General features: G+C 65.5%; 12 protein-coding genes. 2 read left to right on the forward strand and 10 right to left on the reverse strand.

Annotated features, from left to right (window positions below):
- Positions 1 to 7: 7 nt before the first annotated feature.
- Complete coding sequence (locus ACQ5SA_RS06105; RefSeq protein ID WP_499313454.1) at positions 8 to 832, forward strand: ferritin-like domain-containing protein; 825 nt, start codon at positions 8 to 10, stop codon at positions 830 to 832.
- Between the two features lie 78 nt (positions 833 to 910).
- Here ACQ5SA_RS06105 and ACQ5SA_RS06110 read toward each other — a convergent pair whose 3' ends face one another.
- Positions 911 to 2,383, reverse strand: a complete 1,473-nt coding sequence (locus tag ACQ5SA_RS06110) for a T6SS phospholipase effector Tle1-like catalytic domain-containing protein (protein ID WP_353101447.1) — start codon at positions 2,381 to 2,383, stop codon at positions 911 to 913.
- A gap of 220 nt (positions 2,384 to 2,603) precedes the next feature.
- Here ACQ5SA_RS06110 and ACQ5SA_RS06115 point away from each other — a divergent pair, with 220 nt between their 5' ends.
- Positions 2,604 to 3,857 carry a zinc-dependent metalloprotease gene (locus ACQ5SA_RS06115; protein WP_499313458.1) on the forward strand — a complete coding sequence of 418 codons (1,254 nt, stop codon included), beginning with the start codon at positions 2,604 to 2,606 and terminating at the stop codon, positions 3,855 to 3,857.
- Between the two features lie 87 nt (positions 3,858 to 3,944).
- On the opposite strand, the gene lpxH is transcribed toward ACQ5SA_RS06115, so the two are convergent.
- The 9 genes from lpxH to phoB form a co-directional block, all read right to left on the reverse strand.
- Positions 3,945 to 4,691: a UDP-2,3-diacylglucosamine diphosphatase gene (gene lpxH, locus ACQ5SA_RS06120; protein WP_353101443.1), complete on the reverse strand. Its 747-nt coding sequence runs from the start codon at positions 4,689 to 4,691 to the stop codon at positions 3,945 to 3,947.
- A gap of 59 nt (positions 4,692 to 4,750) precedes the next feature.
- Positions 4,751 to 5,290: a phosphatase PAP2 family protein gene (locus ACQ5SA_RS06125; RefSeq protein WP_180163719.1), complete on the reverse strand. Its 540-nt coding sequence runs from the start codon at positions 5,288 to 5,290 to the stop codon at positions 4,751 to 4,753.
- Positions 5,271 to 6,416 carry a glycosyltransferase family 4 protein gene (locus ACQ5SA_RS06130; protein WP_499313462.1) on the reverse strand — a complete coding sequence of 382 codons (1,146 nt, stop codon included), beginning with the start codon at positions 6,414 to 6,416 and terminating at the stop codon, positions 5,271 to 5,273. The genes ACQ5SA_RS06125 and ACQ5SA_RS06130 overlap by 20 nt, the downstream gene beginning before the upstream one ends.
- A gap of 166 nt (positions 6,417 to 6,582) precedes the next feature.
- Positions 6,583 to 9,507 (reverse strand): TonB-dependent receptor plug domain-containing protein, encoded by a 2,925-nt coding sequence (locus tag ACQ5SA_RS06135; RefSeq protein WP_499313464.1) that lies wholly within the window; start codon positions 9,505 to 9,507, stop codon positions 6,583 to 6,585.
- Between the two features lie 332 nt (positions 9,508 to 9,839).
- On the reverse strand, positions 9,840 to 12,809 hold the full coding sequence (locus tag ACQ5SA_RS06140; RefSeq protein WP_108267916.1) for a TonB-dependent receptor domain-containing protein: 2,970 nt from the start codon (positions 12,807 to 12,809) through the stop codon (positions 9,840 to 9,842).
- Positions 12,810 to 13,122: 313 nt separating this feature from the next.
- On the reverse strand, positions 13,123 to 14,649 hold the full coding sequence (gene ppx / locus ACQ5SA_RS06145) for an exopolyphosphatase (RefSeq protein ID WP_353102082.1): 1,527 nt from the start codon (positions 14,647 to 14,649) through the stop codon (positions 13,123 to 13,125).
- A gap of 367 nt (positions 14,650 to 15,016) precedes the next feature.
- Positions 15,017 to 17,104 (reverse strand): polyphosphate kinase 1, encoded by a 2,088-nt coding sequence (gene ppk1 / locus ACQ5SA_RS06150; protein WP_499313466.1) that lies wholly within the window; start codon positions 17,102 to 17,104, stop codon positions 15,017 to 15,019.
- Between the two features lie 4 nt (positions 17,105 to 17,108).
- Complete coding sequence (gene phoR / locus ACQ5SA_RS06155) at positions 17,109 to 18,440, reverse strand: phosphate regulon sensor histidine kinase PhoR (RefSeq protein WP_089239075.1); 1,332 nt, start codon at positions 18,438 to 18,440, stop codon at positions 17,109 to 17,111.
- Between the two features lie 105 nt (positions 18,441 to 18,545).
- Positions 18,546 to 19,235, reverse strand: coding sequence for a phosphate regulon transcriptional regulator PhoB (phoB, locus tag ACQ5SA_RS06160; RefSeq protein ID WP_089239076.1), 690 nt, complete (start codon positions 19,233 to 19,235; stop codon positions 18,546 to 18,548).
- Positions 19,236 to 19,311 lie beyond the last annotated feature (76 nt).

Genomic DNA, 19,311 nt, shown 5'->3' on the forward strand with positions numbered 1-19,311 from the left:
CCAGGCGGTGATCGACGTGCCTGACGTCGGCGGCAATCTGCTGCGCGCCGCGCAGCAGTGCCTGGCCGAAGCCGATCCTCTGCGCAAGGTTGCTCTGACCCAGGCCTACGCCGCTGCGTTCCGCGCCGGCCGGTTGAACGTACCGGCCGATGCGCCGCCGGCCGATCCGATCCGAATGCCGGGCCGGCCGCCGCAGCTGAGGATGGTGCATCCGCGTGAAGTGCCCCGGCGCGGTCTGGGCGGTGTGGAAGGGCGCGCGGCGTTCATCCATGCCATCGCCCATATCGAGCTCAATGCGATCGACCTGGCCTGGGACGCGGTGTACCGTTTCCGCGGTCTGCCGGCGGCGTTCCATGCCGACTGGGTGAGCTGCGCCGACGACGAATCGCGCCACTTCATGCTGCTGCGCGAGCGCCTGCAGGCACACGGCCATGAGTACGCCGATTTTCCTGCGCACAACGGCTTGTGGGAAATGTGCGGGAAGACCGCGCACGATGGTCTGGCACGCATGGCGCTGGTGCCGCGCGTGCTGGAAGCGCGTGGCCTGGACGTGACGCCGGGCATGATCGACAAGCTGCGCAACGTCGGCGATGGTAAAACCGCTGACGTGCTGGAAGTGATCCTGCGCGAGGAGGTTGCACACGTTGCTGCCGGTTCGCGCTGGTTCCGCTGGTACTGCGAGCGCGCCGGTGTCGAACCGCGTGCGCGTTTCAAGGAACTGCTGGTCGAGTATGCCGGTGGTTACCTGCACGGGCCGTTCAATATCGAGGCCCGCCTGCTGGCCGGGTTCGATGCGGATGAACTCGCCAATCTGATCGAACAGGCGGGTTGACCGGCATCGGTTGCTCCATCATCCACGCATGGCGCGCTTGCAGTAGATCCACGCCATGCGTGGATGCCGTTCGCTCGTTCACCCGTTCGGCAACACCACGCGTCTGCCATCCACCGTCGGCCGGTTGATGTAGAACAGCCCCGGCCCCGGGCGATACGGCAGCTCGCTGACACCGGCATCAGCGGTGTAGGTCAGGGCGGTATCGCCGAGCGCATCGAAATTCCAGTGCGCGGATTGCATCAGGTAACGGCGGCGCAGCAACGCTTCCTGCGTCGGGGTCAGTGGCTGGCCGGCGATCAGGCGGCGTGCGATCGGCTGCAGCGCGCCGGGCAGCTCCCAACCCGCCACCTCGGCGGCATCGGCGGTCCAGGTCACGCCGGCATCGATGGCGTGCTTCTGCATCACCTGCAGCGCCACCAGCTGATAGCGCCAGTCGATGCGCCGGTGCAGCACCACGGCAGCGGTGACGTACAGCACCGGCGACATCAGCACGCTGCGGCTGCCCGCGCGTCGTTGCTGCTGCCATTGGTGCCAGACATCGACCCACACTTCCTTCGGGTTCAGCCCCAGCTGCTGCTGCCAGCGTTCGGCGTCGGCCTGTGCTTCCGCGTAAGCGGTCGTCGCCTGCAGCAGGGCCAGTGGCGGTGTCTGGTAGTCCTCCACGCCGGGCTGGCGCAGCTGCTGCCGTCGCGGCCGGCTGAGCAGCTTGGGCCCTTCCTCCACCTGGTCGTAGCCACCGCCGATGTTGGCATGCACACCGGGCAGTGCGATTTCGGGATGGGTCGGCGCCACCGTGGTCAGCGCATAGTGCTGGCGATGCTCATCGCGCGCGCTGAGCTGCAGTACGGCCTCGGCGATGCCCGCGGGCAGGGCGATGCGGGGGTGCTCGTCGGCGCGGCCGCCGTTGACGGCGACCACCGTATCGAACAGGCCGATGAAGCGCAGTGCCGGCCGCGGCAGGGCAAAGTCGGGGCTGCACGAAAGCCCCGCCTGCTGCAGCAGCTGCCGCCAGCGCGCGGCATCCCACCCGCGCAGATGGTTGGCCACATCGCGTGCGGCGGCCGCGCCCCGCGAATAGCCGAACAGATCCAGCTGCACGCTGTGCAGCGGCAAGCGCCACTGCGAGGCAAGTGCCGACAGTGCCGCCGGCAGCAGCGCCTGCAATGCACGCTGCACCTTCGCCTGCACGCCACTGGCGCCAATCCCGAAAGCCAGACCGATCAGGTCGTCCTCGGCATTGTCGCGGGTGCCGACACCTTCAACATAGATCGCCAGCGAAGGTGCGCTGCCTGGTGTGCGTCGGCTGTCCGGATACAACTGGTGCAGGCGCGCGATGTTGGTGGCGCCGTTGTCGTAGCTGCTGGTCAGCCGGCTCTGGTAGGTGGAGTCATCATCGGCTCTGAGCAGGGCAGGGCGCGGTCGCGGCGCCTGCCGGTGACCCTGCGCCAGGTTGTGCGCGTTGTTGCGGGTGCCGTCGAAGAACAGGCCGATCCGCAGCAGGCCCGGATCAGCCGTCACGTCACTGCTGTGCTGCCCTGGTGCCATGTGCATTCCCCGTCGCGGCCACGTCACGGTAGCGCGAAAGCTGTGTATTGGCGACGTGCAGTGACGCTTTTGACCTCACTGAACGCAGATGCGGTCGATCACAGATCGCGATTTTCATTCCCCTCATCTATTGAATTCACATGCCCTGCGCAGGCCTGATGGCCGAACCCGGCACCCCGGGTCGTGCTGCATCAACGCTGTCTACTTCACTCCAAGGAGCGACAAGATGATGTCCAGATCGATAGGTAAAGCGACAGGTGGTCTGTTGTTGGGATTGTCGGTAGCGGCCGCCGCCAGCGCGGCCCCGTTGTTCGAGCCGGTCACCGTGCTCAGCCGTGCATCGGCCACCAATGAGCCGACACTGGGGCGATTGCTGGCCACCCCGTCCACCGCCGCCGTACAGGAAGTGCGTGTCGATGCCGCCGCAATCGCGCAGCCACAGCTGGAATTCGAGCTGCTCGGGCAGAAGGTGCAGGCCGTTCGCAGCAAGGTCGAGGCGCTACCGGATGGCGGCAGCGTCTGGTACGGCCAGTTGCGCTCGCCGTCCGATCGTCTGCAGGCGGCCACGTCCAATGGCCAGGATGATCCGGGCAACTCGCTGATCCTGGTGCGCTCGGGCAATACCCTCACCGGTTCGATCCGCAAGGACGGCAAACTGTATCGCCTGCGTCCGCTGGGCAATCGTCATGTGCTGGTCGAGGTGGATGAATCGCGGATGCCGGCCGACCATCCGGCCGACTACAACCAGTTGCCGAAGATCGCGATGCCGGCCAATGATCGCCTCGGCGCCGCGCAGGCCTCGTCGGGAAGCCCGGCGACCATCCGCGTGCTGGTGGTGGCAACCAATGCTGCAGTGACCGCCTACGGTGGCAACATGCAGTCGCTGGTGCAGCTGGCCGTTGCCGAATCCAACCAGGGGTACACCAACAGCAACGTGGGCCTGACCCTGCAGCTGGCCGGCTATGAAACCACCAGCTACACCGAGTCGGGCAATTTCACCACCGACCTGTCGCGCTTCCGTGGCACCAGCGACGGTTACATGGACAGCATCCACACCAGCCGCAACAACACGGCCGCCGACGTCGGCGTACTGCTGATCAACAACACCAGTTACTGCGGGCTGGCCTCGGGCATTGGCTCCACGGCATCGACCGCGTTTGCCGCGGTGTACTGGGATTGCGCCACCGGCTACTACTCGTTCGCCCATGAAATCGGCCACCTGCAGAGCGCACGGCACGATATCGCCAGTGATCCGAGCACGTCACCGTATGCCTATGGCCATGGCTATCGCTATGAGCCGGCCAGCGGATCGCGCTGGCGCACGATCATGGCCTACGACTGCTCGGCCGGCTGCCCGCGGCTGAACTACTGGTCCAACCCGAACATCAGCTACAACGGCGTGCCGATGGGCATTGCCAGCAGTGCCGACAACCAGCGCGTGCTGGTCAATACCAAGGCCACCATCGCGGCCTTCCGCTGAGGCCAGGCGCCGACCAGGGTCGGCGTCTACCAGCGCGCGTGCACCTGCTCTGGTAGATGCCAACCTTGGTTGGCACCCTGCGATCCATCATTCGCGGCTGAGCGTATCCAGGGTCCAGCCGTTGGCATCCACGCGCAGCACTGAACCCTGTTCGTACCAGTCCCCCAGCACGATGCGGGTGCAGCTGCGTCCGCCGGCCTGCAGGGTGTGGATCGCCGGGCGATGGGTGTGGCCATGGATCATCGTGTCCACGCCGTGGCGCACGTAAGTGGCTTCCACTTCGGCCGGGGCTACGTCGGTGACGGTTTCGAACTGTGCACGATCGCCCTGCTTCATTTCCGACTGGCGCGCCTGGCTGGCATCACGCGCTTTCTGCGCGAAGGCGATGCGCGCGGCCAGCGGCTGCGACAGGAACTGCGCCTGGAAGACAGGATCGCGGGTCTGGGCGCGGAACTGCTGGTAGGGAATGTCATCGGTGCACAACAGGTCGCCGTGCTGCAGCAGCACCGGGCGGCCGTACAGCTCGATCATGCACGGGTCCGGCAGGATCCGAAGGCCCGCGCGGCGGGCATAGTCTTCGCCGAGCAGGAAGTCACGGTTGCCGCGGATGAAGAACACCGGCACGCCGCTGTCGGACAGTACCTTCAGTGCATCGGCCACCGCATCGGCTGCGGCCGAGGGCGTGTCATCGCCGATCCAGGCTTCGAACAGATCGCCAAGGATGTACAGCGCGTCGGCGTCGGGCGCCTCCTCGCGCAGGAAGCGCAGGAACAGGTCGGTGATGGCCGGACGGCTGGGGTCCAGATGCAGATCGGAGATGAACAGCGTGGTCATGACGATATTCTAGGGCATCGCTTCGCCGGTAGCGCAGGGCTCTGCCCCACCGCAGGGCGTCACACCGGCAGCGGCAGCCAGGCCAGACTGGCCGAGGCCAGCAGTGCAGCGATGCCGGTGGCCGCCAGAACGTCGCTCGGGTAGTGCAGGCCCAGTACAACGCGCGACAGGCCGACGCCGAAGGTGAAGGGCACCAGAAGAGGTGCCAGCCAAGGGTAGTAGGCCAGCGCGACGATGGTGAACGACACCGCGTGCAGGGTATGCCCGGACGGGAAACTGAACTCATCCAGCGGCGCCACCCAGGCGCGGATACGCAGGTCAGCCGCGTACGGCCGTGGTCGCCGGGTCCAGCGCTTCAGGCCCTTGTACAGCAGCAGTGCGGCCAGGCCGGTGGCGGCCATGTGCACCGATGCACGCAGGCCATCGAAGCCATCAATGAGCACCAGCGCGCCCATCAACATGTACCAGAACACGCCATCGCCGAGCCGGCTGATGATCGAGAAGACGCGGCGCACGCGGCGACGTCGGCAGTAGTGGTTGGCACGGCGACACAACCGAGCTTCGCGACCGGCCAGCAGCTCAAGCGGCGTGGTGCGCATGTCCGCTCCTCCGCGCGCTGGCCAGTTCCGCCAACAGGTTTTCAAACTCCGCCACCACCTGCTGCGGGTGCAGCCGCTTCATCGCCCGTGCCGCATTGCCGCCCGACTCGCGGCGCAGGGCATCATCGGCAGCCAGTTGAACCGCTGCCTGCACGAACTGCTCGTCGTCATCCACCGCCGCGCCGTTCTCGCCGTTGCGCAGGTATTCGCGGGCCGCGCCGTAGTCGAAAGCGACCGTAGCCAGGCCGCTTGCCATGCTTTCCAGGGTCACGTTGCCGAATGTCTCGCTGCGGCTGGGGAACAGGAACAGATCGCCACTGGCGAAATGGCGGGCGAGGGCATCGCCGCGCTGGATGCCGCAGAAGATGAAATCGGGATTCTCATGGGCCAGCTTCTCGCGCGCCGGGCCATCGCCGACCCAGATGAAACGCGCTTTCGGGCGCACCTGCTGCAGCTTGCGGAAGGCCTTCACCGCCAGACCGAGGTTCTTTTCGGCGGCGATGCGTCCTACATAGATCGCTGCCAGGCCTGTGCCATCGATGCCCCATTCCTCACGCAGCGCCGGGTCGCGGCGCGACGGGTCGAACTGTTGGCTGTCAACCGCCCGCGCGAGCAGGCGCACACGCTCGAAGCCCTGATCGGTCAGGAATTCCTGCAGTTCGCGGGTGGGCACCAGGGTCGCATCGGCCTGGTTGTGGAAGCGGCGCATCCAGCGCATTGCCGCCGACTGCAGCCACGCCACGCCATAGTCGGGCAGGTATTCGTCGAAGCGGGTGTGGAACCCGGTGGCTACCGGAATGCCCAGACGGCGCGCGGTGCGCAGTGCCGACCAGCCCAACGGGCCCTCGGTCGCCACGTAGATCGCATCCGGGCGCTGCTGCCGCCAATGCCTGCCCAGCCGGATCGGTGCCGGCAGGCCGAAGCGCAGGCCGGGATAGCGTGGCAAGGCCGCGCCCGGTACCAGCAGGGTGCCCGGTGCCGCATCCAGCGCTTCGCTGGCCTGTCGTGGGCGTATCAGGTCGACCTCGTGGCCGGCGGCGCGCAATCCCTGCTCCAGGCCCTGCACAGTCAGTGCGACGCCGTTGATCTCCGGCGGGTAGGTTTCGGTGACGATGGCATAGCGCATGGCGGGCCTCCGGTTTTACGCATGCTCAGGCCTGGCGATGTAGCCGACATGACCGCTTTGCGACAGCGTGATGACGGCCAGGCAAGGCGATGCCTGCGTAGTTCAGGGGCACAAAAAAGCCACGGCCCCGAAGGGCCGTGGTCATGGTGTTGCGCCAACGCATGGATCAGAAGCGCTGCTGGTACTTCATGTAGACGAAGCGACCGATGTCAAAGCCGCCGTAGTAGGAGAAGTTGGAACTTGGCTGGCTGTACAGGATCGGGCCCTGGCGAGCGAACACATTGTTGGCGCCGATCGAAACGGTGGCGCTCCACGGCAGGTTGTAACGCGCCTGTACGTCATGGAACGTGACCGAACCGCGTCGGTTGTAGTCGCGGCTGCCGCTGTACCAGGGCGCGCGCTGGTCCGGGTGGGAACATTCATCCGGATGGTCCCTTGCGTCCAGGCAGCGTTCCTTGACTGCGGAGAAGTAACGCAGGCTCCAGCTGAGGCCGACGTTGCCCTGCTCCCAGCCCAGTGACGCGTTGGAGCGGACCCGGAAACCAATGCCATCGTTGGTGGCGATGCCATTGCTGGGTATCGGCGGCACATCCGCCTCGTCGGTGGTTCGTTCCTCGGCGGCAACCACATAGGTGGTCTTCCAATCGGCGCGCAGCGTGCCCCAGCGGGTTTCTACCTTGTGGCCGATCTCCAGGTCATAGCCTTCTGCCTGGCGGAAGCCACTGTTGCGGCTGCCATAGTTGAGCTTGTTGACAATGCCCAACTCCGGATCGCGGGTGAAGCTGCCGCAGCGCTCGGCGATGCCCAACTCGTAGCAGTCGCGGAGGATGTCATTGGGATGATCAGAAACGATGGTGTTCTCGATGCGGATCTTCCACCAGTCCAGTGCGATGTGAAGTCCTTCGGCAAACGTTGGGCTCCAGACCAGTCCCAGTGTGCGGCTGGTCGAGGTCTCCGGTTCCAGATCCGGATTGGAGCCGTTGGTGAAGGGAAGGGGTGTCTGTCCACTGCTGCCGGTGATCGGCTCGTTGCCCTGGCCGAGCTGTCGGTAGCTGTCGGCATTGGCGATGTCGGCGGCGCAGCGTGCACGCACTTCCGGACTGCTCGCCGCAGCACCGTAGACGGTGTCGCAGGGATCGCGGAAGCCGGTGGTGAATGTTTCAGAACCACCGCCATACAGATTGGAGATGGTCGGTGCGCGAAAGCCCTGTGCCCATGTGCCACGGACCAGCAGCTGGTCGATCGGCTTCCAGGTGAACCCGAACTTGCTGTTGAGGGTGCCGCCGAAGGTGGTGTAGTCCGAGTATCGGGTAGCGGCGCTCAGGCTCAGCTCACGCGCACCGGCAAGGTCGCGAAGCACCGGTACGCTCAGCTCCAGATAAGCCTCGTCTACACGGTAGCCACCGCCGGTGGGGCCTGCGGCCAGGTTGGTGGTGGCACCGGTCTGTGCCAGCGCATCGGGGATGAAGCGGCCATCTTCGCGGCGGCTCTCCGCACCCACTGCGAAGCCCAGCTCACCTGCAGGCAGGGTGGCGAGACTGCCGCTGAGGTTGGCGAACAGGTTGCGGGTAGTGGTACGGCCGCGGGTGAGTTCCTCAGGGAACAACCAGTCCTGCAGTTCCGGGTTGCCGGTCAGGCCATAGGGATCATCCTGGCCATAGGGCACCAGCGGGTTCCAGGGTCTGCAACCGGCGATCGGCGCATCCGGTGTGCCGCACTCAACCTTGCCGGTTGCCGGATTGTAGAAGGACGGCCCGGTAGCATCGGCGACGCGTTGCTTGTGCAGGTTGCCGGTGGCGCGTTGGGTCAGTTCGCTGCGGTTGTACTGGTAACCGGCTTCCCAGTCGAAATCGCGACCGCCGAACTCGAAGTTGCCCTCGAATGCCGCCACGCCCTGCCAGGACGTCAGTTCGCTGGTACTGACGCGCGGAATCTCCCAGGTACGGCGGTTCCAGTGCACGTCGCTGGGCGTTTCGTAGCCGTGATGGCTGCCGAACGGATTGAACCAGCTGTCGACAGACATCGGCGTGATGCCGGCTGCGCCGGACTGGAACGGGTAGCCGGCGACCTGACGCCTCGTGGTGCGTTGGTTGTAAGCCAGCTGGGTGTTGAAGCGGACCTGATCGTTCAGATCCACGCGTGCGTCAACGAAGATCGAGTCGCGCTTGATCGGTGTCTGCAGGTGCATCTGCTCGTTGCTGTTGCTGACATCACCGGTGAACGGCGTGTTGTCGCTGAGATGGAAGCTGTCCGGGCCTCCCGGCTGGCTGCCACGGTCGAGCGAATAGCTGCAGCCACGGCTGTTGCTGCAGCCCGGGCCCTTGAAGCCGGTGATGCGTCCCCACTGGCCGACCGTGGTCCAGCCATCGTCCGGATGACGATCGGTGTAGGTATGGGCGCTGAACCCTCGGTCCTTCGCCCACACGCCCTTTTCTTCGACATGCTCGGCAGCGAGGGTGATCGAGGCGCGTTCATTCGACCAGCCTGCAACCACGTCGTACTGGGTGCGGGCCCCGTCGCCTTCGCTGAACTGGCCATGGTAGACGCTGGCGGTCACGCCCTCGACGTTGCGGCGGGTGATGATGTTGATGACGCCGGCCATGGCGTCGGAACCATAGATGGCCGAGGCGCCATCCTTCAGTACTTCCATGCGCTCCACGGCAGCGGCAGGAATGCTGGAGATGTCCTGGTAACCAGAGGTGGTCATACCCAGGCGTTTGCCATTGATCAGCACCAGCGTGCGCTGTGCACCAAGGCCGCGCATGTCCACGTAACTTCCACCGGCGGTTTCGCCAGCGCTGAGCGGGCTGGCGCGGCTCAGTGCCGGGCTGCCGGTCGCGGTCAGGTTCTGCAGGATGTCGGCAACCGAGTTGAAGCCCTGTCGCTCGATGTCTGCACGGCTGATGGTCAGCACCGGTTGCGCAGTTTCCAGGTCGACCTGACGGATGCGCGAGCCAGTGATCTCGATGCGGTCCAGGGTGGTGGCTTCCGGAGCCTGCTGGGCGAGTGCAGGAACAGCCAATGCGGTGGTTGCGGTCATCGCCAGCGCGCGGCGGATCGCCAACCCAAGTTCGGGAATACGGATGGTCATGGGTCTCTCTCTCTCTTCCAATTCATCGGTGCGCGGCCAAGCAGGGCGGCGCCAGTTCCACCGCGGGCGGTGGACGTTCAAACCTAGTGAAGGGCCGCAGGGAGAAGTAGAGGAAAGCGACGAAAGCGCCCGGATCGGTGATGACGCTTTTGTACAAAGCGGAATCGAATCAATCGATTGCCAGGTCATTTTGTGTTCCGGCTGAAGGTTTGCCCGGGATGGCGTGCTGGATTGGAAGCGTCAACAGCGATGTAGATGGCGACAACCTGCGCGGGCACAAAAAAACCACGGCCCCGAAGGGCCGTGGTCATGGTGTTACGCCAGCGCGTGGATCAGAAGCGCTGCTGGTACTTCATGTACATGAAACGACCGATGTCGTAGCCGCCGTAGTAGGAGAACGACGAATTCGGCTTGCTGTACATCACCGGGCCTTCCTTGCCGAACACGTTGTTGGCGCCAACCGACACGGTGGCATCCCACGGCAGGTTGTAACGGAACTGCACGTCGTGGAAGGTGACCGCGCCACGCTGGTTGTAGTCGCGGGTACCCTTGATCCACGGTGCCATGAAGCCCGGATCGGAGCACTCATCCGCGTAGCGGGTGGCGTTGAGGCAACGCTCCTTCACGCCGGAGTAGTAACGCGCGGTCCAGCTGACGCCGAAGTCACCGATATCCCAACCCAGCACCAGGTTCGAACGCACCCGGAAGGCCAGGCTGGTGCTGGTACCAATGGTGTTGGCCACACCGTTGATCGGGGTGGGAACCACGCCGCTATCGTTGGTCGAACGGTACACGTTCTTGCTGACGTAGGTGCTGGTCCAGCCGGCGCTCAGCTTGCCGTAGCTGGTATCTACGCGGTAGCTGACGTCCAGGTCGTAGCCTTCGGTCTCGGCGAAGCCGGCGTTGCGGTTGCCGAACTTCAGGCCGGTGACGATGCCGGTGGCCGCATCACGGGTGAAGCGGCTGCAACGCGCTTCGATACCCTGCTCGTAGCAGTCGGTGAGGATCTGGTTCGGGCTGTCATCGACAATGGTGTTGTCGATGCGGATCTTCCACCAGTCCAGGGCAACGTTGAGGTTGCTGACGAAGGTCGGGCTCCACACCAGGCCCAGCGTCTTGCTGGTCGAGGTTTCCGGGGTCAGCTGCGGGTTGGAACCGGATACGAACGGCGTCGGCGTTGCGTCCTGCGCGGTGGTCACCGGCGTGTTGCCCTGGCGCAGCTGACGGAAGTTGCCGGCATCGGCGATATCGCGTGCGCAACGTCCGCGGACTTCAGCACTGTTCTTGGAAGCGCCGAACACGGTGTCGCAGGGATCGCTGAACTGCGCGAAGGTTTCCGAACCGCCACCGTACAGGTCGCTGATGGTCGGTGCGCGGAAACCTTCGGCCCAGGTGCCGCGGACCAGCAGCTGGTCGATCGGCTTCCACTTGAAGCCGAACTTGCTGTTGAGGGTGTTGCCGAAGGTGTTGTACTCGGAGAAACGCGTTGCGGCGCTGAAGCTCAGTTCCTTGGCACCCGGCAGGTCGGCCAGCACCGGCACGTTGAGCTCCAGGTACGCTTCCTTCACCGTGTAGCTGCCACCGGTCGGGCCAGCGGCCAGGTTGGTGGTGGCACCGGTCTGGGCCAGCGCGTCAGGCGTGTACTTGCCATCTTCCTTGCGGCTTTCGACGCCGAAGGCAAAGCCCAGGTCGCCGGCCGGCAGGGTCATGATGCTGCCCGACAGATTGGCGAACGCATTCTTGGTGGTGGTGCGGCCGGTGGTTTTTTCGGACGGGAACAGCCAGGACAGCAGCTCTTCGTTGCCGGTCAGGCCGTTCGGGTCGTTCTTGCCAAACGGCACCAGCGGATTCCACGGCTTGCAGCCATCGATGACCGCGCCCTGGCGGCCGCACATCACCTTGCCGGTGGCCGGGTCGAGGAACGACGGGCCCACGGCATCACGCACGCGCTTCTTGTGCAGGTTGCCGGTGGCGGTGGCGGTCAGCTCGTTGCGGTTGTACTGGTAGCCCACGTCCCAGTCGAAGTAGCGCTCGCCGATCTCGAAGGCACCATCCAGCGACACCACCGCACGATAGGTCTTCAGTTCGCTGGTGCTCACGCGCGGCACTTCCCAGGTGCGGCGGTTCCAGGACACTGCGGTCGGGTTGGCGTAACCGTGCTGGCTGCCGAACGGGTTGAAGTAGCTGTCCCTGGACATCTGGCCCGTGGCGTTCGGGTCATTGGGAATCGACACCGAGCTGGACTGGGTCGGGTAGCCGGCGATCTGGCGCTCGGAAGAACGCTTGTTGTAGCCGAACTCCGTGCGCAGGTTGATGTCATCGGTCAGCTTGAAGCGGCCATCGAAGTACACCGAATCACGCTTGATCGGGTACATGACGTGCATCTGGTCGTTGGCATTGCTGACGTCACCGGTGAACGGCGTCGCATCGGTCAGGTGGTAATTGGCCGGGTTGGTCGGGTCGGCACCACGGTTGAGCGAGTAGCCGCAGCCCAGCCGGGTATCGGTACAGCCGGGGCGGCCCTTCAGGCCGGTGATCTGGCCGTACTGGCTCAGCGTGGTCCAGTTGGAGGGGTCATTGGGGTTGTGGTCGCTGGTACCGTACTTGCTGAACCAGCGGTCACGTGCCCACACGCTCTTTTCTTCGGAGTGTTCCAGCGCCAGCGTCAGCGACACGCGGTCGTTGCTCCAGCCACCCACCACGTCGAAGCGGTCGCGCGCGCCGTCACCTTCGCTGTACTGGCCGTGGTAGACGTTGGCGGTCACGCCGTTGACGTTGGAACGGGTGATGATGTTGACCACGCCGGCCATCGCATCGGAACCGTAGATGGCCGAGGCGCCATCCTTCAGCACTTCGATACGCTCCACCGCCGACACCGGCAGCGAGGACACGTCCTGCAGGCCCGAGGTGCTGATGCCCAGGCGCTTGCCGTTGACCAGCACCAGGGTGCGCTGCGCGCCCAGGTTGCGCATGTCGATGTAGGTGCCGCCGGTGTTCTCGCCCGAGCTCAGCGCGTTTGCGCGGCTGATCGCCGGGCTGCCCATCGCCGTCACGTTCTGCAGGATGTCGGCAACGGAGCTGAAGCCCTGGCGTTCGATATCGGTACGGCTCAGGGCCAGCACCGGCTGCGCCGTTTCAACGTCCACCTGGCGGATACGCGAACCGGTGATTTCGATGCGGTCCAGGTTGGTCGGCGAGGCGGTGCTGCTGCTCTGGGCGAACGCCGGCAGCGCAGCCAGCGTCGCAGTGGTTGCCAGGGCGTAGCGGATGGCCTGCCCCAGTGCGGTGGTGCGTGAAGTCATGACGAGCTCTCTCTCTCGGGTCGTGCAAAGGACGCCAAAACGGGCGTCGAAGGAATCGGCAGGTCCAAGACCGAGCCGATGACCCGATAGTAGTCTCGTTGGTTAATGCTCTGTAAAGAGCGCGTGTCGGTTTGTGTCGTTACGCATCGCGCGCTTTCACCAAACGTGAACAAAAGCAGGGGTTTACGTCAGGGCGAGGCGCACACCGCCTCCGCCAACTGCTGCGTTGCAGCAGGAATTGGCGGTCGATTGCGCGAACTGTAACGAAATGTAATCAGGCGCCGTCGGCCGATGGCAGGCGTCCCGGTCCTGCTCAGACCACGAACGGACGGAACTGGATGCCCAGCCCGGCGATGCCTTCGGTCTCGCCGATCAGGTCGGCGCGCAGCAGCGGCCGCGCATCGATGAAGGCCTGCGGCACGATCAGCGACAGGCGGCTGTCGTCGGCGGTCAGCTCCAGCAACGGCAGCGGTGCGTCTTCATGCGCGCGGTTGAGCAGTACCGCCAGGCGCAGCAGGGCAACCAGGCGTCGTGCCGTCAGCAGCAGGCGCTCGGGAATGGCATCGAAGGCGGTCTTGCTGATGCCGCGGCGGTGATTGCGTACCAGCGTCGCCAGCATCTGCTGCTCCTGCCGCGAGAAGCCGGCGATGTCCGAGTTCTCCAGCACGTAGCTGCCATGCACGTGGTAACCGCTGTGGGCGATCATCAACCCCAGCTCATGCAGGCGTGCGGCCCAGCCGAGCATGCGTGCATCATCGGCGTCCAGCTTCCAGCGTTCCTGCACCTGCTCCAGCAACGACAGTGCGGTGTCCTGCACGCGGCCGGCCTGCACCGTATCGATGCCATAGCGATGGGTGAGGGCGGCCACCGATTCATCGCGCGGGTCGTTGTCACCGGCACGGCCGAGGATGTCATAGAGGATGCCCTCGCGCATCGCCGCCTTGCTGACCAGCAGCTTCTCCAGGCCCAGCGCCTGGAAGGCGGCCTCCAGTACCAGGATGCCGCCGGCGATGATCGGGCGGCGATCGCTGGACAGGCCGGGCAGCACGATGTCGTCGATCTTCTTGGCCTTCAGCAGCTCATCGCGGAGCTGGGGCAACGCCTCGGCCGTGATCGCGCCCTTGCTCAGCTTCATCGTCGCGCAGATTTCGCTGATGGCCTTGTGGGTGCCGGACGACCCCAGCGCCTCCTGCCAGCCCAGCGCGCGGTATTTGCTGGCGAAGGGCTGGAACTCCCGGCCGATCTCGGCCAGTGCATCCTTCCAGCGCTTCTTGCTGAGTTTGCCGCCCGGGAAAAAGCGACGGGTGCTGGCGATGCAGCCGGCCTGCAGGCTCTCGCGCTCCAGGGTCTGCATACCCTTGCCGATGATGAACTCGGTCGAGCCGCCGCCGATGTCGATGACCAAGCGGTGCTGGTCGGGCTTGGGCGGTTGCGCATGGGCCACGCCCAGATAGATCAGTCGCGCCTCTTCGCGGCCACTGACCACTTCGATGGCATGCCCGAGCGCGGTTTCGGCCGGCATCAGGAAGGCCTGCGGCGAACGCAGCTGGCGCACGGTATTGGTGGCCAGTGCACGCACGCGATGTGGCGGGACGTTGCGGATGCGCTGGCCGAACCGGGCCAGGCACTCCAGCGCGCGCTGCCGCGCTGCTGCGGAGAGTCCGCCCTTGCCGTCCAGGCCGTCGGCCATGCGCACGGTCTCGCGCAGGCGGTCGATCACCCGCAGCTGGCCAAGCGTGTAACGCGCGATGACCATGTGGAAACTATTGGAGCCAAGGTCGATGGCGGCCAGCAGGTCGCCATCCTGCAATGCGGGCGGAGTCGTGGTGGTATGCGGCATGGGCGAATGTTAGCCGAAGGGGCGGTGAACTCGTCACCGCGTGGCCTTCACATTTTGTGGTGGGGGTGCGGCAGGGCTGCGCCCTGCACCCGCCGAATCAACGTCAACGTCAAAAGCGGGGTATCCGTGGGAGGGCGGGGTGGGTCCGGTTGCGGGGGACGCTGCAAGTACGTCCCTGTAAGCTCGGTCGCGCCATCCATGGCGCTCACGCCCCCGCAACCGGACCCACCCCGCCTTCGACAGATTTCCACGATCTGTCGGAATGGCGTGGGCTGCTCTTGGTAGGTGTCGACCTTGGTCGACACAGTAGATCCACGCCATGCGTGGATGAATCGAAACGTGTCGACCAAGGTCGGCACCTACCGGATCAAAGTCCCTGCATCAACGCCATCTGTGCCGAATGCGGGGCTTCGTCGTGGGCCGGGGTGCGCTTGTGGTAGATGCCCTCGGCATCCAGCTCCCAGGCGTTGAGGTTGTCGTCCAGATAGTTCTGCAGCACTTCGCGATAGACCCGCTTTGCCAGCGCCGGGTCAAGGATCGGGAAGCAGGTCTCTACACGTCGCAGCAGGTTGCGTTCCAGCCAGTCGGCGCTGGCGCAGTACAGCTCCGGCGCACCGTCGTTGCCGAACCAGTACACGCGGCTGTGCTCGAGGAAGCGGCCAACGATCGAGCGCACGCGAATGTTGTCCGACACCCCGGGTACGCCCGGGCGCAAGGTGCAGGCGCCGCGGATGATCAGGTCGATCTGCACCCCCGCCTGCGAGGCGGCGTACAGCGCACGGATCACCTGCGGCTCATTGAGGGCGTTCATCTTGGCGATGATCCGCGCCGGTCGCCCGGCGGCAGCGACGCGTGTCTCGCGCTCGATCCTCGCCAGGATCCCGGTGTGCAGGGTGAAGGGCGACTGCAGCAGGCGCTTGAGCTTCATCTTCGACGCCAGCCCGGACAACTGCTGGAACAGCAGGTGCACGTCGTTGCCGATGTCGGCATCGGCGGTGATCAGGCTCAGGTCGGTGTACGCGCGTGCGGTACCGCTGTGGTAATTGCCGGTGCCCAGGTGCACGTAGCGGCGCAGCTTGCGGCCTTCGCGGCGCACGATCAGCAGCATCTTGGCGTGGGTCTTGTAGCCGACCACGCCGTATACCACCTGCACGCCGGCTTCCTGCAGCCGATCGGCCAGGCCGAGGTTGGCTTCTTCATCGAACCGCGCGCGCAGCTCGACCACCACGGTCACGTCCTTGCCGGCGCGTGCGGCCTGGATCAGGGCATCGACGATCAAGGAGTCCTTGCCGGTGCGGTACAGGGTCTGCTTGATCGCCAGCACGTTCGGATCCAGCGCGGCCTGACGTATCAGGTCCAGCACCGCAGCGAACGCGTCAAAGGGGTGGTGCAGCAGCAGGTCCTTGCGTGCGGTGGTCTCGAAGATGCCGTCGCTATCGCGCAGGGTGCGCGGGGTCATCGGCGGATACTTCAGGTCTGGCTGCGCGATCAGGTCGTACAGCTGGATGATGCGGTTGAGGTTGACCGGTCCATCGATGCGGTACACCGCGTTCTCGGTCAGCCCGAAGTTCTGCAGCAGGGTGCGGACAATGTCGCGCGGCATGTCGTGGGCGATTTCCAGGCGCACCGCAGGACGATAGCCACGGTCCACCAGCTCGTCGCGCAGGGCCAATGCCAGGTTTTCCACTTCCTCCTCATCCACCACCAGCTCGGAGTTGCGGGTGACACGGAACTGATAGGCGCCCAGCACTTCCAGGCCCGGGAACAATTCGTCCACGAAGGTGGACAGCACCGAGGACAGGAACACGAAGTTCTGCGGGCCACCGAGTTTTTCCGGCAGCTGGATGATCCGCGGCAGCGAACGCGGCGCACGCACGATGGCCAGGTGGCCGGTGCGGCCGAACGCATCGGTGCCCTTCAGCACCACCACGATGTTCAGCGACTTGTTGAGGATCTTCGGGAACGGATGCACCGGGTCCAGGCCCAGCGGCGACAGCACCGGCATGATCTCGTTGCGGAAGTAGGCACGCAGCCAGCGCTTCTGGCGGTGGGTCCAGGAGTTGCGGCCGAGCACGCCGATACCGGCCTCCATCAGCGCCGGACGCAGCGTCTGGTTCCAGCAGCGGTACTGCTGGTCGACCAGCTCGGCGGCGCGCTCGTGGATGGCATTGAGAATGGCCTGCGGGCTCATGCCATCCGGTGCCGGCGGCAGGCCGAACTCCTGCGCATGGCGGACCGCAGCGGCACGGATCTCGAAGAATTCATCCAGGTTGGTGCAGGAGATGCACATGAAGCGCAGGCGCTCCAGCAGCGGCACCTGCGGATCCATCGCCTGCGCCAGCACGCGGAAGTTGAAATCCAGCTGCGACAGTTCGCGGTTGATGTACAGCGCCGGGTCGCGCAACGGATCGCTGTCCGTGCTCACGGGGAGGGGGAGGGATCCGAGGCTGCTCATGGCGTCATTCTTCGAAGGAGGTCAGGGGGGCGGACTCACGCGGTCGCACGTGGTCGGCATCGAAATGGCAGGCGAACACCGAGCCCTTGCCGACCTCGCTGTCGATTTCCAGGCGTGCGTGGTGCAGACCGAGAATGTGCTTGACGATCGACAGGCCCAGGCCGGTGCCGCCGCTTTCGCGCGAGCGGCTGCTGGAGACACGGTAAAAACGTTCGGTCAGGCGCGGCAGGTGCGTGGCAGGAATGCCGTAGCCGGTGTCACGCACCGCCAGCACCACGCCGTCGCCCTCGCGGCGGAACTCCACCGCGATGCGGCCACCGGCCGGGGTGTAGCGCACCGCGTTGGTGACCAGGTTGGAGAAGGCGCTGTGCAGTTCCTTGGTCGAGCCCTGCAGGTCCACGCCGGCCAGGTCGTCGATGCTGATCTGGTGGCGGCCCTGGCTGTGCGCCTCGGCTTCGCGGCGCAGCGTGGCCAGCATGGGCTGCATGGCCACCGTCTCGGCCTCGCTGTGTTCCTGCGATTCCAGCCGCGACAGGGTCAACAGGTCCTCCACCAGCTGGGCCATGCGCTGGCTCTGCTTGCGCATTTCTTCCAGCATCGGTCCAGTTCCCGGGAAATCCTCCGGGTCCATCATGTCCAGGTAGCCGTGGACCACGGTGAGCGGGGTGCGCAGTTCGTGTGAAACGTTGGCCACGAAGTCGCGGCGCACCTGTTCCAGGCGCAGCAGCTTGCTGACGTCGCGGGCGATCAGCAGCCAGTAGTCGGACGAATAGGGAATCAGGCGCAGGTTCAGGCGGATCGCAGGATCGACCGGCGAAGGCACGTCCAGAATCGGTTCGGCGTTGCGGCCACCGGCCAGCCAGTGGGCAAGCGGCATCGGCTGCAGGCGTTCGACCAGGGCTTCACCCAGATCGCCGGGATGGTGCAGACCGAGCAGCGCCGTGGCCGCTTCGTTGAACCACTGCACGCGCTGGCTGTTGCGGTCCAGCACCACCACGGCGTCGGGCAGCGCGGCGGCGGCGGCGCGATAGCTGCGCAGCATGTCCAGCAGGCGCCGCTTGCGCACGCGCATCTCGACCTGATTGCGGTACAGCAGGCGGTCCAGCTCGTTCCAGACGCCGGTGCCTTCGGCGGCGGTATCCCAGCGCTGGCGCGCGGTCAGGCGGCGCAGCACGCGACGCAGCCGCCAGTAGTGCCAGACCAGCGTCGCCAGTGCCGCCAGCGCGATGCACAGCCACAGGTGGCCAGTGAACCATCCGACCAGACCGGCCAACAGCAACACGATGGCCACGGTGGCCAGTGTCTTCAACCAGGCAGAGCGGATGTGGCGGGGCATTGCGGTCTCGTCGTGGGTTGCGGCGGTTCACGCAGGTGAACCGAGGGTTATAGCAGAGTTGCCGACGCCGGCACCGTGGGGTGCACGGCACCGGCACGACGAGGCTCAGGTTGCGGTGGAGAAGCGGTAACCGGCGCCGCGCACGGTCTGCACCATGTTCTCGGCGTTGAACGGTTCCAGCGTCTTGCGCAGGCGGCGGATATGGACGTCGATGGTGCGTTCTTCCACATACACGCTGCCGCCCCACACGTGGTCCAGCAGCTGCGCACGGGTGTACACGCGCTCGGGGTGGGTCATGAAGAAGTGCAGCAGACGGTATTCGGTCGGGCCGATCGGCACCGGCTGGTCGTTGGCGAACACGCGATGGGCGGCGCCGTCGATACGGATCGAGCCCACGGCCACGCTGCCGTCCTCGTCATCGTCGCGGGCGCGGCGCATGACCGCGCGGATCCGGGCCAGCAGCTCGCGCGCCGAGAACGGCTTGACCACGTAGTCGTCCACACCGGCTTCGAGGCCGCCGACGCGGTCGTTCTCTTCGCCGCGTGCGGTCAGCATGATGATCGGCACTTCGCGGGTGAGGGTTTCCTTGCGCCAGCGCCGGGCTAGGTCCAGGCCGCTGGTGCCAGGCAGCATCCAGTCCAGCAGGATCAGGTCGGGGACGCGGTCGGCGATGGCGGTCTGGGCCTCGCGGGCGTCACCGGCGTGGACAGGTTCGTAATCGCCCTTGCGAAGGGCGAAAGCGACCATTTCGCGGATCGCGGGCTCGTCATCGACGATCAGGATGCGTTTCTGCACGAGGGCACCGTAGGGCTCAGTTACTGGAGTGGTGCCAGTAGACTACGGTTTGATGACATGTTTGTGACTACCTGGC

Source organism: Stenotrophomonas indicatrix (assembly GCF_050573115.1).
Classification (GTDB): domain Bacteria; phylum Pseudomonadota; class Gammaproteobacteria; order Xanthomonadales; family Xanthomonadaceae; genus Stenotrophomonas; species Stenotrophomonas lactitubi_A.